The organism is Streptomyces sp. NPDC004111, from assembly GCF_042874215.1.
Classification (GTDB): Bacteria; Actinomycetota; Actinomycetes; order Streptomycetales; family Streptomycetaceae; genus Streptomyces.
Genome location: NZ_JBIAMU010000002.1, coordinates 582,204 through 597,651 on the forward strand (window position 1 = coordinate 582,204; position 15,448 = coordinate 597,651).

Below are 15,448 nucleotides of genomic sequence, written 5' to 3' on the forward strand. Positions count from 1 at the left end.
GGTAGCGGCCGACGCGGCCTCATACCGTCGTCCCTCGCCCAGCGGCGCGCTCACGCCTGCCGCGGTGCCGGGGTGGGGCGGAAGCGGTTGATGGCGGTGAGGTGGCGGGTGCGGAGTTCTTCGTTGCGGACGCCGAGGCCCTCGTGGGGGGCGAGGGCGAGGACGCCGACCTTGCCCTGGTGGAGGTTGCGGTGGACGTCGTGGGCGGCCTGGCCGGTCTCCGCGAGGGGGTAGGTGCGGGAGAGGGTGGGGTGGATGCGGCCCTTGGTCACCAGGCGGTTGGCCTCCCAGGCCTCGCGGTAGTTGGCGAAGTGGGAGCCGATGATCTTCTTGAGCGACATCCACAGGTAGCGGTTGTCGTACTCGTGGGTGTAGCCCGAGGTGGAGGCGCAGGTGACGACGGTGCCGCCCTTGCGGGCGACGTAGACGGACGCGCCGAAGGTCTCGCGGCCCGGGTGCTCGAAGACGATGTCCGCGTCCTCGCCGCCGGTCAGCTCGCGGATGCGCTTGCCCAGCCGCTTCCACTCGCGGGGGTCCTGGGTCTGCTCGTCCTTCCAGAACTTGTAGCCCTCGGCGCTGCGGTCGATGATCGCCTCGGCGCCCATCGAGCGGCAGATGTCCGCCTTCTGCCCGCTGGAGACGACGCAGATCGGGTTGGCGCCGCCGGCCAGCGCGAGCTGGGTGGCGTACGAGCCGAGGCCGCCGCTGGCGCCCCAGATCAGGACGTTGTCGCCCTGCTTCATGCCCGCGCCGTTGCGGGAGACGAGCTGGCGGTACGCGGTGGAGTTGACCAGGCCCAGCGAGGCTGCCTCCTCCCAGGTCAGGTGGCCGGGCTTGGGCATCAGCTGGTTGGACTTGACGAGCGCGATCTCGGCGAGGCCGCCGAAGTTGGTCTCGAAGCCCCAGATCCGCTGCTGGGGGTCGAGCATGGTGTCGTCGTGGCCGTCGGGGCTTTCGAGTTCGACGGACAGGCAGTGGGCGACGACCTCGTCGCCGGGCTGCCAGGCGTTCACGCCGGGTCCGGTGCGCAGGACGACGCCCGCGAGGTCCGAGCCCAGCACGTGGTACGGCAGGTCGTGGCGGCGGCCCTGCGGCTGCTGCTTCCCGTAGCGCTCCAGGAACGCGAAGGTGGGCAGCGGCTCGAAGATCGAGCTCCACACGGTGTTGTAGTTGATCGAGCTGGCCATGACGGCGACCAGTGCCTCGCCGGGTCCCAGTTCGGGCACCGGGACCTCGTCCAGGTGGAGGGACTTGCGGGGGTCCTTGTCGGCGGACCGCATCCCCTCGAACATCCCGGCGTCCTCCTTGCGCACGACCGTCGCCCGGTAGCTCTCGGGCAGCGGCAGCGCGCGGATGTCCTCGGCGGTCGCTTCCCCCGAGAGGAGGGCAGCGGCTATGTCCTTCACGTGTATTCCTTGTCCTCGGACGGGCCGGTGGTGTGCGTGGCGGTGGGGTTGGGGGTGGTGGCGGGGGTGCGGAGGCGGGCGGGCAGGACGATCGAGGTGCAGAGCAGTCCGTCCTGGAGGTTCCAGCGGCCGGGCAGCAGCCGGCCGGTCGGCCACGGGCCGCCGACCAGCAGCTCGGCGGTGAAGCGGCCGGCGGTGACGGTCCGGCCGTCGCCCGGCACGTCCCAGGTGATCCGCGCGTCCTCGAAGGTGAGGAACCGTTCGGTCAGCGGGAACCACGCCTTGTAGACGGACTCCTTCGCGCTGAACAGCAGCCGGTCCCAGCGGACCTGCGGCTGGGTGCGTCCCAGCGCGTGCACGGCCGCCGCCTCGTGCGGGAAGGAGACCGCCTCCAGGACTCCGTCCGGCAGCGGCTCGTTGACCTCGGCGTCGATGCCGACGGTGAGGGTGTCCGCGGTGGAGGCCACCGCGGCGGCCCGGTAGCCGGTGCAGTGCGTCATGCTGCCGACCACGCCCGCGGGCCACTGCGGCGCGCCCCGCACCCCCGGCAGGATCGGTACGGAGGCGATGCCCAGGGCCGCCAGCGCGCGGCGGGCGCAGGCGCGGGTGGTGGTGAACTCCCGCCTGCGGCCGTCGACGGACAGGGCGATGTACTCCTCCTCCCCCGGGTGCAGCGGAGGGTCCGTCAGTTCGGTGCGGGTGTCGGCGTGGTGGACGCCCGCGGGGAGCGTGCCGCCGATCATCGGGCGCCCCGTTCCGGGAGCACCGGGCGCAGCAGCGTCTTCGGCAGTCCCCTCCTGCGCCATTCGCGCGGGTAGCCGAGGGAGACCTCCTTGAAGGGCACCCCGTCGTACTCGGTCTCGCGCGGGATGTGCAGATGTCCGTAGACGGCGACGGCGGTACGGAACCGGCGGTGCCAGTCGGCGGTGAGCACGGTGCCGCACCACTGGGCGAACTCGGGGAAGTACAGGACCGACGTGGGTTCCCGTACGAGGGGGTAGTGGTTCACCAGGACCAGCGGGATCTCCGGGTCGCAGGCGGCGAGCCGCTTCTCGGTGGCGGCGACCCGGGCGCGGCACCAGGCCTCGCGGCTGGGCAGCGGGTCCGGGTGCAGCAGGAACTCGTCGGTGCAGACCACCCCGGAGTCGTAGGCGCGGGCGAGCGCCTGTTCCTGGGTGAGGTCGGGGGCCCGGAAGGTGTAGTCGTACAGCAGGAAGAGCGGGGCGACCGTGACCGGTCCGCCCGCTCCGCGCCAGACCGGGTACGGGTCCTCCGGGGTGTGCACGCCGAGCCTGCGGCAGAGCGCGACCAGGTGGTCGTACCGGGCCTGGCCGCGCAGTTGGACCGGGTCGGACTGGTGGGTCCACAGCTCGTGGTTGCCCGGTGCCCAGATCACTTCGGCGAAGCGTTCGCGCAGCAGGGCGAGCACCCACTCGATGTCCGTGGTCAGTTCGCCGACGTCGCCGGCGACGATCAGCCAGTCGTCCTCGGACTCCGGCTTCATCTCCTCGACGATGCGCCGGTTCTCGGCGTGCGAGACGTGCAGGTCGCTGACGGCGAGCAGCCGTCCCGTCCGCCGGCCGTCCGCGGCGCCGCCTCCGCCCGGCGCCGGGGTGCTCGTGGCGTCCACGCGGCTCACGTCCTGGCCTGTGCCTGCGGGGCGAACCGGCGCAGGTAGTCGGCGATCTGGGCGTTGACGGCCCGCTGCTGGGAGGCCAGGTAGAAGTGGCCGCCGGGATGCACCCGGAGCTCGAACGGGCCGCTGGTCTCCTCGGCCCACCTGCGGGCCTCCTCGACCGTCACCCGCGGGTCGTTGTCGCCGGTCAGTGCGACGACGGGGCAGCTCAGCCGGGTTCCCGGGCCGCGCCGGTAGGACTCGACCAGCCGGTAGTCGGCGCGGAGCGACGGCAGGATCATCTCCAGGATCTCCGCGTCGTCCAGCAGGGTCATGTCGGTGCCGTTGAGCTTCTTGATCTCCTCGATCAGGCCGGCGTCGTCGCGCCGGTGCACGGTCTCGACGCGGTGGATGGCGGGACCGCGGCGGCCGGAGGCGAAGAACGCGGCGGGCGGGCGCCCGGCCTCCTCCAGCCTGCGGGCCAGTTCGAAGCCGACGACGGCTCCCATGCTGTGCCCGAAGAGGGCGAGCGGCGTCTCGTCGTCCGCGTCCAGCACCCGGAACAGGTCGTCCGCGAGGGCCTCGACGGACTCGGCCGCCGGGTCCAGCCGCCGGTCCTGACGGCCGGGGTACTGCACCGCGAGGACGTCCACCGCGGGCGAGAGCGCCGCCGACACGGGGAAGTAGAAGCTGGCGGAGCCACCCGCGTGCGGCAGGCAGAGCAGGCGCGGCGCGCCGGGCGACGACGGATGGAAGCTCCGTATCCACAGCGAGTGTTCCGCGCTCGACCGGTTCACCATCATTACCCCTTGTGTAAAAAACGTACGGTTGGTTCAGAGAAGCGTGGTTGTGCCGGGCGGGCCGCCGAGGCGGCCGGCCCGGCGGGCGGCTCAGACGTCCACGGTCACGTCGTAGGCGGTCAGCCAGCGGTTGAGCCAGAGCGCCATCTCCAGGCCGCCGCGGTCGTGCGGGAGGCTGACGTCGTCCATCTCCCGGTTGAGCACGCGGGTGACCCGGGTGGTGTTCAGCAGGGGGCGCACCGGGGCGTCCGGGTCGGCGAGCACCTGGCGCAGTTCGGCGCGCAGGGCCTCCTCGTACCGGGTGTCCTGGGTGGCCGGGAACGGCGTCTTGGTGCGCTCCAGGATCGAGTCCGGCAGCACGTCGCGGGCGGCGGCGCGCAGCAGGCTCTTCTCCCTGCCGTCGAACGACTTCATCGCCCACGGCACGTTGAACACGTAGTCCATCAGCCGGTGGTCGCAGAACGGGACGCGCACCTCCAGGCCGACGGCCATGCTCATCCGGTCCTTGCGGTCCAGCACCGCCTGCATGAACCGGGTGATGTTGAGGTACGTCACCTCGCGCATCCGCCGGTCGACGGCGCTCTCGCCGGGCAGCACCGGCACCTCGGCGACGGCCTCGGCGTACCGCTGCCGGCGGTAGCCGACCAGGTCCAGCTTCTCCAGCAGACCCTGGTCGATGAGGGAGCTGCCGCCGAAGATGCGCGCCGAGCCGGGGGTGAGCCACGGGAACGTCGGCGCGTTGACCGCCTCGTCGCGCTGGTACCACCGGTACCCGCCGAACAGTTCGTCGGCGGACTCCCCCGACAGGACCACGGTCGCCCGCTGCCGGATCTCCCGGCACAGCAGGTACAGCGAGGGCCACAGGTCGCCCCAGTAGGCGGGCGGCAGGTCGGTGGCACCGAGGATCGCCGCCCGTACGGCGGGGTCGGCCAGCTCCGCGCTGTCCAGCAGCACCTCGCGGTGGTCGGTGCCCACCTTCGCGACGAAGTCCCGTACGTACGGGGCGTCCGCGGTGCCGCGCACCGCGTCCGGCTCGAACCCGTCGGCGGCGCCCTGGAAGTCCACCGAGTACGAGCGCACCGGGCCGCGGCCGTCGGCGGCGAAGGCGCGCTGCGCCAGCGCGGTGATCGCCGAGGAGTCCAGGCCGCCGGAGAGCAGGGTGGCGACCGGGACGTCCGCGACGAGCTGGCGCGAGACGGTGTCCTCCAGCAGTTCCCGGACGGTGCGGACGGTGGTGTCGAGGTCGTCGGTGTGCTCGCGCGCGGTGAGCTGCCAGTACGGGCTCTTGGTGAGCCCGCCCTCGGTGATCCGTACGACGTGGCCGGGCCGGACCTCCAGGAGGTCGGCGAACGGGGTGACCTCGGGGGTCTTGACCATGTCGAGGATCTCGGCGAGGCCCTGGGCGTCCACCCGGCGCGGGACGGCGCGGTTGGCCAGCACCGCCTTGGGCTCGGAGCCGAACAGCACGCCGTTCGCGGTGCGCGCGTAGTACAGCGGCTTGACGCCGATCGGGTCGCGCACCAGCAGCAGTTCGCGGGTGGCCGGGTCCCACAGGCCGATGGCGAACATGCCGTTGAGCCGGCCGGCGAAGTCGGCGCCCCACTGGAGGTAGGCGTGCAGGACGACCTCGGTGTCGCTGCGGGTGCGGAACTCGTGGCCGAGCGCGGCCAGTTCCTCGCGCAGCTCCCGGTAGTTGTAGATCTCACCGCAGAACGTGAGGGCGGCCAGGGTGCGGCCCTCGCGCGCGGCGACCATCGGCTGTGCGCCGCCCGCCGGGTCGATGATGGAGAGCCTGCGGTGGCCGAGCGCGACGGGCCCGTCGATCCAGACGCCCTCGGCGTCGGGGCCGCGGCAGCCCATGGTGTCGGTCATCGCCTGGACGACGGGGCGGTGCCGGGCGAGGTCCTCGCCGTGCGCCACCCATCCGGTTATTCCGCACATCGCCGTTCCTCCTCAGACGCCGGTGAGAGCGGTGTTGACGCGGTCGAGCAGCTGGCGCGGGGTCTTCGCCTCGCTGACCACGTTCTCGCCCAGCTCGATGCGGTGCTTGCGCTCCAGCCGCCGGACGGCGTTGAGCGTGGTCAGCGAGTCGAAGCCGAGCGCGGCGAACGTGACGTCCGACGGGTCGCCCTCGGGCTCGACCGGGTCCTGGTCGCCGATGCTGCGGTTGAACACGTCGATCAGGTCCTGGATGGTGAGCTGCTCCGCCATGGTGCTTTCCTCTTCTGGTTCAGGTGATGGTGGATCGGGTGCGGTGCCGGTGGGTCCGGGGCCGGCCGGACGCCTCGCGGCCGGCCGGACGGTTCGGAGGGTCAGACGGTTCGGAGGGTCAGACGGTCAGGAGCGTGCAGTACCAGTGCATGCCGATGGAGATGCCCGCGAGGGCGACCGTGTCGCCCTCGGCCAGTTCGCCGCGCTCCAGGTAGGTGTCGAGACAGATCAGCTGGTCGGCACCGCCGCAGTGGCCGAGACCCGCGCCCAGTTCGGCGTTGGTGCGCTCCAGGGGGATGCCGACGGCCTTGGCGATGTCGGCGAGGCTGTCCTGGTTGTCGTTGAGGAACAGGAACTTCTTCACCTCGCCGGTGTCCACGCCCGCGCTGTCGCAGGCCCGCTCGAAGACCGTGCGGACCCGGTTGTTGAGGGTGCGTACGAAACGGGCCAGGTGCTCGGGCTCGCGGCGGAAGTGGCGGTAGACCAGGGAGAGCGGGTCGACGTCGAGGTTGCCGGTGCCCTCGGGCGGGTGGGGGGCGGCGGCGCCGCCGTACTCGACCCGGTAGAAGTCGTTGTACGTCGGGTCGGTGATCTGCTCGGTGGCCAGCCAGCGCAGAGTGCGGTGGCCCCGGCGCAGTACGGCCGCCGCGGCCCCGTCGCTGGACAGGAGCGTGTTGCTGCGCATCCGGTTGGTGTGCGCCTCGCTGGTCTGGTTGACGGCGACCAGCAGTACGGTCCCGACGTCCTCGCGGGTGGCGAAGGTGCCGGCGATCTGCTGGAAGGCGGTGACGCCGGACGCGCAGCCCTGGGTGAGCAGCAGGGTGGGTGCCGTGCCCGCGCCGATCTCCCGGGCGAGGGCCGCGGAGGCGTCCCACAGCAGGTAGCCGGGCACGCTGCTGTCCGCGACCACGACGAGGTCGAGGTCCCGGGCGTCGACGCCCGCCTTGGCGAGGGCCTTGGTGGCGGCGCGGGCGGCGAGGGCGGTGGGCGAGGTGCCCTCGGGCGAGCGGTGGTAGGTGCGGTAGCCCCAGAGCAGGACCCGGTCCGGGTCGTCGACGTAGTCGGCCGCGGTGGCGGCGACGTCCCTCGGGTCGCCGAGGGCGTGCGCGAGGGCGAGGACCCCGAAGTCTGCGGGTGGCATGGTCGGTCGGTGCTCCTTCGTCGGGTACGCGGGCGGGCGGGTCAGCGGGGGAACACGCCGTCGGCGACCCAGCCGCCGTCGAAGCGCAGGGTGGTGGCGGTCATGTAGGCGTAGCGGTCGCCGGTGAGGTCCAGGACCAGGTCGGCGACCTCGCCGGGGGTGGCGAGTCGGCCCAGCGGGGTGCGGGCGGCGATGGCGGCCTCGTCGAGGTTGCCGTTGGCGAATCCCTTCTCCACCAGGGGTGTGCGCACGTAGGCGGGGCTGACCGCCAGGACGCGCACGCCCTGGGGCGCCCATTCCACGCCGAGGACCTCGGTGAGCATCACGACGCCCGCCTTGGACGCGCAGTAGGCCGCGCGGCCGGGTACGGCGCGGTGCGCCATCACGGAGGCGACGTTCACCACCAGGCCGCCGCGGGCGGACAGGGCGGGGAACAGGGCCTGGGCGCAGTAGAAGGTGCCGCTGAGGTTGACCCCGAGGACCCGTTCCCAGGTCTTGGGGCGCAGTGCGGCCGAGGGTGCGATGGCGCCCACGCCCGCGCTGTTGACGAGCAGGTCGGTCTCGCCCGCCGCGTCGGCCGCGGCCTGTACGGCGTCGGCGTCGCGCACGTCCACGGCGTGCCAGTCGATGCCGGGCGCGGTGCCCGGCTCGCGGTCCCAGCCGGTGACCGCCCAGCCCGCTTCGGCCAGCCGTTCGGCGACGGCTGCGCCGATGCCGCTGGCCGCCCCTGTCACCACTGCGCGCCGTTGCCCGCTCACAGTCGCCCCTTCCAGTTGCGGTGGATCTCGTCGATGGCGACGCCGACGGTGGCGACGGCCGCCCGGTGTGCGGCGGCCACGGTGTCGCCGCCCGGCGGGATCAGGCCGAGCGCGCCCAGGTCGGGGGTGCGGCCTTCGGCCCAGAGCGCGGCGGCGGCCCAGCGCAGCTGGTCGAGCTGCGGGCGGCCGGTGGATCCGGCGCTGACCACCGCGTGCGGGCGCCCCGCCAGAGTGGCCGCGGCGAAGCGGGGCAGGCTGCCGCAGCCGACCTGTACGAACACCCGGGCGCCCGCCTCGTACAGCCCCTCCAGCACCTGGCGGAAGCGCACGGGTTCCAGGAGGTGGCGTGCCAGCAGGGCGCGCAGCGGGCGCTCGTCGGCCGGGTAGGGCCGCACCGTGGTCGCCGACCAGACGGGCACGGTGGGCGCGCCCGGTGCGATCCGGTCGAACACGGCGGTGAAGCCGGACAGGTAGGGGGCCAGCATCGGGGTGTGGAAGCCGGAGCGGAACGGCAGCACCCGGCGCGGCACCGCCGGGTCGGCGATCCGTGAGAGGCAGCGCGCCACCGCGTCCTCGTCGCCGCACAGCACGCTCATGCCGGGCGCGTTGTCGTGCGAGAGCACCACCCGGGGCTCGCCCTCGGCCAGCCGGGCGGCGGCGGGGGCGGACAGGCCGACGGCGGCGAAGACCACGTCGGGCACGGGCGGGGCGCCCATGTCGCGGGCCAGGTCCTCGAAGGCCCCGGCGGGGAAGGTGCCCGCGGAGAACAGGGCGCTCCACTCCCCCGCGCTGTGCCCGGCCACCGCGTCGGGGGCGATCCCGATGCGGCGCAGCGCGGTGTCCAGCACCCGGTTGAGCCGCAGGGTGGCCCCGGTGCGGGCGTCCAGGGTGGCGCCGCCGGGCGCGGGTTCGGCGGGCAGGCCGAACCAGGTGCGGACGTCGTCGGGGGCCGGTCCGGTCCGGGCGTCGAGCCCGGGGAAGAGGAACACGACGCCGCCCGCGAGCCCGGGGCCCGGGGTGTACCAGAGGTCGCCCGTGCCGCGCCACGGCTCGCCCGCGGCGACGACCGCGGCGGCGTGGTCCACCCGCTCGGGCGTGGGGTCGAGCACCGCGACGCGGCAGGGCCCGGTGCCGCCGGGGCGGCCCGCCCGCAGTGCGGCGAGCAGGTCACCGGGGCTGTGCGCGGCGGCGAGGAGTACGTCAGCCAAGGCCGTCCCCGAACGCGTCGAGGTCGCCCGCGGCGTGCAGCACCTGGGGGTCGTGGCCGAACGCCAGCTCGCGCAGGAAGGCGGCGACGCCCGCGTCCGGGTCGATCAGGCCGATGCCCTGCCGGGCGTAGGCGCGTTCCAGCCCTGCGGTGACCATGCCGCCGGACTCCGCCGCCCAGGGGCCCCAGTCCAGGGCGAGTACCCGGTCGGCGACCCGTCCCGTCCACCGGCGGGCCAGGGTGTCCAGGGCGTCGTTGGCGGCGGCGTAGTCGCTCTGGCCGCGGTTGCCGAGTACGCCCGCGATGCTGCCGAACAGCACCAGGTGGCGCACGCCCGGCCGCAGCTGCGCGGCGAGCGCGCGGGCGCCGTCGACCTTGGTCCCGAAGACCTCGGCGAAGGCCTGTGGGGTCTTGTCGCGCAGTGTCCGGTCGTGCACGACGCCCGCCGCGTGGACGACGGTGTCGAGCCGTCCGTGCCGGGCGTACACGTCGTCGAGCACGGCGGCCAGCCGGTCGCGGTCGCGCACGTCGGCCCGGTGGTGGCGCACGGAGGCGGCCGTCGCGGCGAGGGCGTCGAGGCACTGCCGGACCTCGCGGGCGGCGGCGTACCCGCGCACCTCTCGCTCGATGTCGGCCGGGGCGCGCCCGCCCCCGGCGATCAGCCGTTCCCGCAGCGCGGCCTCGTCGAGGGAGGCGTCGGCGGCGGGTGCGCTGCGGCCGAGAAGTTCGACGTGGCAGCCGGTGCGTTCGGCGAGCGCGGTCGCGATCCGGGCGGTGATGCCGCGCGCGCCGCCGGTCAGCAGGACGACGCTGTCGCGGTCGAGTCCGAGGTCGGCGGCGGTGACGTCACCGGCGGGCAGTGCGACGGGCGTGGTGCGCCACCGCGCGCGCCGTCCGTCGAGGTGGCCGACGGAGCGGTCGGTGGCCGGGCCGCAGGTGTCGAGTTCGTCGGCGAGCAGCCGGGCGGCTTCGGCGGGCGGGCGTCCCGCGGGCAGGTCGACGGCGACCACGGCGAGGTCCGGGTACTCGCGGGCCACGGCGCGGGCGAGCCCGTGCAGCCCCGCGCCGGCCGGGCCCGCGTCGTGGCAGGTGGCCAGCAGCAGGGTCCGTGCGCCTGCCAGCACGGCGGTCCGTACGTCGGCGAACCGGGCGGGCAGTACGGGCTCGTCGGCGACGAACGGGTCGAGTGCGTCGAGCAGCAGGAAGGTGTCGCAGCCGGTGGGGTCGTCGACGACCTCGGTGCCGCGTTCCTTGAGGAGCACGGTCAGTTCGGCGCCGGTCCGGCCGCCGCCGCTGACGGTGGCGCGCCGGGCCCGCCGCTGCCCCGGTCCCGGCGGGCCGAGCGGGGCGGGCACCAGCTCGACGAGGTGGCGGCGCGGGGCGGCGGCGGGGTGGGTCCCGTCGTGGCGGGCGTCCTCGCCGGCGGGGATGCCGGGGGTGCGGGCCGCGGGGTGACCGTCGCGGGGTGCTTCGGCGCCGCGCCCGCCGTCACTGCTGCTCCTGCCGTCGGCCACGTCACCGGCGTCCCCGCGTCCTCCGCGGTCGCTCGCATCACCGGCGTCACCGCTGCCCCCGCTGCCTCCGCTGTCTCCGCCCTCGATTCCGGTGCCGTCGGCCGTGTGCGCGGCCAGCCAGTCGGTCATCTCGCGGATCGTGCGCAGGTCGGAGAGTGCGCCCACGGACGCGCCGTCCGCCGCGTCGCCCAGCAGGGTCGCCGCCATCTCGGTGCGCTTGAGCGAGTCGACGCCGAGCCCTGCCTCCAGGTCGAGGTCGGGGTCGAGCATGGCGGGCGGGTAGCCGGTGCGGCGGGCGACCAGTTCCAGCACGCTGGGGGCGGGACCGGCCCCGGCCCCCGGCCCGCCCGCTGCGGCCGGCTCCGCCGGTACGGACCCGTGTACGTTCCCGGGCCGTCCGGGGGCGGCGGCGGTGACGGGCGCGCCGGGCAGGGTCGTGACCGGCGCGGATCCGGTGCTCCCGCCGCCGAGGTAGCGCAGCACGACCTCCTGCTGGGCGGCCACGATGCGCTGGGTGCCGCGCAGGAACTCGATGACGGTCTCGTCCCGTTCACCGCCCCCGGCGGCGAGCACGACGGGCGGCTCGGCGGGGCGCAGTCCGCCGGGCACGGGTGTGCCGTCGGCCGTACGGACCAGGTGGCCGTCCACGGTCCAGCCGGCGTTCGGCGCCACCGGAGCGTCGGTGCGGTCGTCCGTCAGCGCGTCCGGCCGCACGTCCGCGCCGCGTACGGCGAGGGCGGCGAGTGTGCCGAGCAGGTGGGGCAGCCCGGGGCGGCCCGGCGCCTCGACGGACAGGGCGGTGTGCGGGCGGTCGCCGAGCACGGCGCCGACCAGCCGGGTCAGTACGGTGCCGGGTCCCGCCTCCACGAAGACGCGGGCCCCCGCCGCGTACATCTCCTCGATCTGTTCGGCGAACCGGACGGGCCGGGCCGGCGCACCCGCCAACAGGGCGCGCGCGGCGTCCTGTTCGGCCGGGTACGGCCGGGCGGTAGCCCCGGACCACACGGGGATCCGCGGCGTACGGAACTCCTGCGCGGCCAGTGCGTCGGCGAACGCGGCGGCGGCGGGAGCCATGCGGGCGCTGTGGAACGCGGCGGCGACCGGCAGCCGCTTCGCCGTGCGGCCCGCCGCGCGCAGTGCGCCGACGGCGGTGTCGATCCCGGCGGCGGAGCCCGCGAGGACGACCTGATCCGGGGCGTTGTGGTTGGCGAGGACGACGTCGTCGGCGAGGCCCTGCGCGGTGAGCAGGGCGGCGACGGTGTCGGCGGGGGCGGCGACGGCGGCCATGGCGCCCGCGTCCGTGCCCGCCGCGGTGTGCATGGCCGCGGCGCGGGCACCGCTCAGCGGCAGCACGGCGTCCGCGGGGAGCACGCCCGCGGCGGCGAGGGCGACCAGTTCGCCGTAGCTGTGGCCGCCCGCCAGGTCGGGTTCGACGCCGCAGGCGCGCAGCAGGTCGAGTGCGGCGAGACCGCCGACGCCGAGGGCCGGTTGGGCGAGGCGGGTGTCGACCAGGCGTGGGGGTTCGCCGCCGAAGGTGCCGGGCGGGAACATCGCGGCGGTGAGGGCCGGGTCGGCGCGCAGGAAGCGGTGCAGTCGCGGGAAGTGCAGGAAGAGGTCGGCGAGCATGCCGGGCCGCTGGCTGCCCTGGCCGGGGAAGAGCAGCGCGACGGGGGTGCGGGCGCCGTCCCCTACGTGCACGCCGTGCTCGGGCGCGTCCTCGAACCGCAGCGCCCGAGCGATCTGCGCACGCAGCCCGGCCACGTCCTCGGCGACGATCGCGACCCGGGTGGGCCCGGTCCCCTCGGCCCCGGTCAGCCCGCGCAGCGCGAGCCCGTCGCCCAACCGCCGGTCGAGCGCGACGAGCGCGTCCCCGACCTCGTCGTCGGTGCCCCGGAAGAGCAGCAGTTCGGCGGGCCACTCGGCGAAGGCGGGACCGGTCGGGCGGGGCCGGGACGCGGGAGTGACGGACGGGTCGACGGGTGTGCGGGGTGCGTGCCCGGCCGGGGTGGTGGTCCCGGTCCCGGTCGCGGCGGTCCCGTTCGTGCTGCCGGTTCCCGCGCCGTCGGGGGCGAAGTCGGTTGCGTTCGGGCGTAGTTCGGGCTTCCGCGGCGCCGTGTCCGGGCCGTCCGGACCCGGAGGCGTGATGCGGGTGGGTGGGGCTGCCAGCACCGCGTGGTAGTTCACTCCGCCGAAGCCGAACGCGCTGACTCCGGCGAGTCGTTCGGGGTCGGTCCAGGGGCGGGCCGCCGTGTCGAAGGCGAACGGGCTGGTCTCCGGCGCCCAGGCGGTGTTCGGGGTACTGATGTGGCGGGTCGGCGGGCGTACCCCGGTGTGCACGGCGAGGACCGCCTTGATCAGGCCCGCCATGCCCGCCGCGCACTTCGCGTGGCCGATCAGCGACTTGACGGAGCCGAGCGAGCAGCTGCCGGGCGCGGCTCCGGCGTCCCGGAACACCCCGGTCAGTGTCTCCAGTTCGGTGCGGTCGCCCAGCACGGTGCCGGTGCCGTGCGCCTCCACCAGGCCCACCTCGCGCGGTGACACGCCCGCCGTGGCGTACGCGCGCTCCAGTGCGCGGCGCTGGCCCTCGGGGCGGGGGGCGGTCAGGCCGAGGCCGCGGCCGTCGCTGGCCGCGCCGACGCCCTTGATCACGGCGTAGACGCGGTCGCCGTCGCGTTCGGCGTCCGCGAGCCGTTTCAGTACGAGGCAGGCGACGCCCTCGGCCAGCACGATGCCGTCGGCGGTGGCGTCGAAGGGGCGGCAGCGGCCGGTCGGAGACAGTGCCCGTACCGAGCCGAACATCACGTAGTCGTGGAGGCCGTTGTGCGTGTCGACCGCGCCGCACAGCACCATGTCGCTGGTGCCCGCGAGGAGTTCCTTGCAGGACTGGTCGAGGGCGGCGAGCGAGGACGCGCACGCCGCGTCGACCGTGTAGTTGGGGCCGCCGAGGTCGAGGCGGTTGGCGACCCGCCCGGCGATCACGTTGGAGAGGGTGCCGGGGAAGGAGTCCTCGGTCGGCCGCGGCAGCCGGGCGTCGAGTTCGGCGGGTATCTCCGCAAGGTGCAGCGGCAGCAGCGAGCGCACCGCGTACGCGGAGGCGAGGTCGGTGCCCGCCTCCGCGGCGAAGACCACCGAGGTGGCCTCGCGGTCGAAGGCGCGTTCCGCGTAGCCCGCGTCCGCGAGGGCCCGGGAGGCGGTCTCCAGCGCGAGGAGCTGGGCGGTCTCGATGCCGCCGAGCGAGGTGGGCGGTATGCCGTGGGTGAGGGTGTCGAAGGGGAGCGGGGGCAGGAACCCGCCCCACTTCGAGGGCGACGAGACCGCGCGTTCCGGTGCTTCTCCCCCGGTTGCTCCCCCTGTTGCTCCCGAGCCGTCCGCGGGGCCCGACCAGTGCCGTTCGGCGGGCCAGCGCGCCGGGTCGACCTCGGTGACCGAGTCGACGCCTGCGACGACGTTCGCCCAGTACCGGGCGAGGTCCGGCGCGCCGGGGAAGGCGCCTGCCATGCCGATGACCGCGACGTCGAATGCTCGGGAGCGCATGGGGTCAGTCCCTCCCGGCCACGGAGAAGAGCGGGAAGTAGCCGTCGAGGTCGTCCCGGCCGTAGGCGGCGGCCAGTTCGGGGACCCGGTCGAAGGGCGTCACCGGGGCGTCCGCGATGTCGGGCAGCCAGCCGGTCTCCTGCATCACGTCACGTATTCGGGGACCGTCCTGGAAGCGCCACGCGTGGGTGTGGACGTGGATGTGCCTGCTGATGCACTCGGTGGCGCGCAGGTTCCACAGCCGCATGCCGGTCTTCCAGCCGACGGTGGACACCACGCCCTCGCGGGCCAGGCTCTTGAGGGTGGCCCGGTGCAGGCCGCCGCCCAGGTTGTCCAGGAACACCGAGACGCCCTGCCCGCCGGAGAGTTCGTCGACGATCTCCAGGAACCGGGCCTCGGAGGCGCGGTAGCGCTCCATGGCGTGCGGCTCGCCGGACTCCTTGGCCCAGGTGTAGTCCAGGTCGGGGAAGTCCCTGCGGTCGACGGGGACCGCCCCGGAGGCGGCGATCTCCTTGAGCCTGCTGTCCCGGCCGGAGACCATCGCCGTACGGAAGCCCTCGCGGCGGGCGAGCTCCAGTTCGGCGTAGACGACGCCGCCGCCCCAGCCGAGCACGAGCGGCTGCTGGTCCCAGGCGTCGTCGACCTGGCTGCGCCAGCAGCGGCTGGTGACGCGCCAGTTGTCCCAGGCGGTGAAGTAGCGGGCGAACGGCGCCCAGCGCTCGACCGGGTAGCGGCCGTCGGCGGGCAGCGGGACCAGCCGGTCGGCGGGCAGCACCAGGCGTTCGGCGAGCAGGCCGGGCGAACCGGGGGCGTCGTAGGCGGAGATGCTCTCCGCGTAGCCGTTGCGGTCGATCTTCCCGAAGGGGATCCACAGACAGTCCTGGCCCTCGGTCAGGCCGCGCACGGCGGAGCCGACCGACAGCACCCGCACCACTCCGCAGGTGCCGACGACGATCTGTTCCTCGCCGCGCTGGCGGACGACGTCGACGGGGCTGCGCGCGAGCGCGTGCTCCATGTTCGCCTCCCAGCAGCCCACCCGGGATTCGACCAGTACCTCGTGCTCACCGGGGGAGGCGATCGGAACGCGGGCGAGGGTCAACTCGCCACGCACCGGACCGTCCTTCCGGTCCGCCGGTCCCGCGGGCAGCACCCACGCCCTTACTGTCTCCATCAACTCCCCTTGAGTTCACTGTGTGTTACCGATTCCACGTGCCTTTCCGCGCCTGGTGGCGACGGTACCAGCACTCCTGCCTCGTAGATCA

At 74.5% G+C, this 15,448-nt stretch carries 11 protein-coding genes and 1 pseudogene; all 12 read right to left on the bottom strand.

The window, feature by feature from the left end:
• Positions 1-50 precede the first annotated feature (50 nt).
• The 12 genes and pseudogenes from ccrA to ACFYVL_RS07045 all read right to left on the bottom strand — a co-directional run bounded on the left by ccrA (position 51) and on the right by ACFYVL_RS07045 (position 15,357).
• A complete protein-coding gene (gene ccrA, locus ACFYVL_RS06990; protein WP_389241769.1) occupies positions 51-1,406 on the bottom strand; it encodes a crotonyl-CoA carboxylase/reductase in 1,356 nt (451 codons plus the stop codon).
• A complete protein-coding gene (locus ACFYVL_RS06995; RefSeq protein ID WP_389241770.1) occupies positions 1,403-2,149 on the bottom strand; it encodes a 4'-phosphopantetheinyl transferase in 747 nt (248 codons plus the stop codon). Before ACFYVL_RS06995 ends, ccrA begins: the two co-directional genes overlap by 4 nt.
• Positions 2,146-3,036, bottom strand: coding sequence for a metallophosphoesterase family protein (locus ACFYVL_RS07000; protein WP_389241771.1), 891 nt, complete (start codon positions 3,034-3,036; stop codon positions 2,146-2,148). Before ACFYVL_RS07000 ends, ACFYVL_RS06995 begins: the two co-directional genes overlap by 4 nt.
• Positions 3,037-3,041: 5 nt before the next feature.
• On the bottom strand, positions 3,042-3,821 hold the full coding sequence (locus ACFYVL_RS07005) for a thioesterase II family protein (protein ID WP_389241819.1): 780 nt from the start codon (positions 3,819-3,821) through the stop codon (positions 3,042-3,044).
• 90 nt (positions 3,822-3,911) lie between these two features.
• Positions 3,912-5,762, bottom strand: coding sequence for an asparagine synthase (glutamine-hydrolyzing) (asnB, locus tag ACFYVL_RS07010; RefSeq protein ID WP_389241772.1), 1,851 nt, complete (start codon positions 5,760-5,762; stop codon positions 3,912-3,914).
• A gap of 12 nt (positions 5,763-5,774) precedes the next feature.
• Positions 5,775-6,032: an acyl carrier protein gene (locus ACFYVL_RS07015; RefSeq protein WP_389241773.1), complete on the bottom strand. Its 258-nt coding sequence runs from the start codon at positions 6,030-6,032 to the stop codon at positions 5,775-5,777.
• 118 nt (positions 6,033-6,150) lie between these two features.
• Complete coding sequence (locus ACFYVL_RS07020) at positions 6,151-7,173, bottom strand: 3-oxoacyl-ACP synthase III family protein (protein WP_389241774.1); 1,023 nt, start codon at positions 7,171-7,173, stop codon at positions 6,151-6,153.
• A 41-nt stretch (positions 7,174-7,214) separates the two neighbouring features.
• Positions 7,215-7,931, bottom strand: a complete 717-nt coding sequence (locus ACFYVL_RS07025) for an SDR family NAD(P)-dependent oxidoreductase (RefSeq protein WP_389241775.1) — start codon at positions 7,929-7,931, stop codon at positions 7,215-7,217.
• Entirely contained in the window at positions 7,928-9,139 is a 1,212-nt protein-coding gene (locus ACFYVL_RS07030) for an acyltransferase domain-containing protein (protein ID WP_389241776.1), read from the bottom strand. The genes ACFYVL_RS07025 and ACFYVL_RS07030 overlap by 4 nt, the downstream gene beginning before the upstream one ends.
• Positions 9,132-12,836, bottom strand: coding sequence for an SDR family NAD(P)-dependent oxidoreductase (locus ACFYVL_RS07035; RefSeq protein ID WP_389241820.1), 3,705 nt, complete (start codon positions 12,834-12,836; stop codon positions 9,132-9,134). Before ACFYVL_RS07035 ends, ACFYVL_RS07030 begins: the two co-directional genes overlap by 8 nt.
• Positions 12,810-14,249, bottom strand: a pseudogene (locus ACFYVL_RS07040) (polyketide synthase); the annotation flags it as partial. The pseudogene ACFYVL_RS07040 and the gene ACFYVL_RS07035, both read right to left, overlap by 27 nt.
• Positions 14,191-15,357 (bottom strand): zinc-binding alcohol dehydrogenase family protein, encoded by a 1,167-nt coding sequence (locus ACFYVL_RS07045; protein WP_389241777.1) that lies wholly within the window; start codon positions 15,355-15,357, stop codon positions 14,191-14,193. The pseudogene ACFYVL_RS07040 and the gene ACFYVL_RS07045, both read right to left, overlap by 59 nt.
• Positions 15,358-15,448 lie beyond the last annotated feature (91 nt).

Coding starts and splice junctions, on each gene's coding strand:
- ACFYVL_RS07015 (WP_389241773.1), bottom strand. CDS start 6,032: ATGGCGGAGCAGCTCACCATCCAGGACCTGATCGACGTGTTCAACCGC.
- asnB (WP_389241772.1), bottom strand. CDS start 5,762: ATGTGCGGAATAACCGGATGGGTGGCGCACGGCGAGGACCTCGCCCGG.
- ACFYVL_RS07045 (WP_389241777.1), bottom strand. CDS start 15,357: ATGGAGACAGTAAGGGCGTGGGTGCTGCCCGCGGGACCGGCGGACCGG.
- ACFYVL_RS06995 (WP_389241770.1), bottom strand. CDS start 2,149: ATGATCGGCGGCACGCTCCCCGCGGGCGTCCACCACGCCGACACCCGC.
- ACFYVL_RS07020 (WP_389241774.1), bottom strand. CDS start 7,173: ATGCCACCCGCAGACTTCGGGGTCCTCGCCCTCGCGCACGCCCTCGGC.
- ACFYVL_RS07005 (WP_389241819.1), bottom strand. CDS start 3,821: ATGGTGAACCGGTCGAGCGCGGAACACTCGCTGTGGATACGGAGCTTC.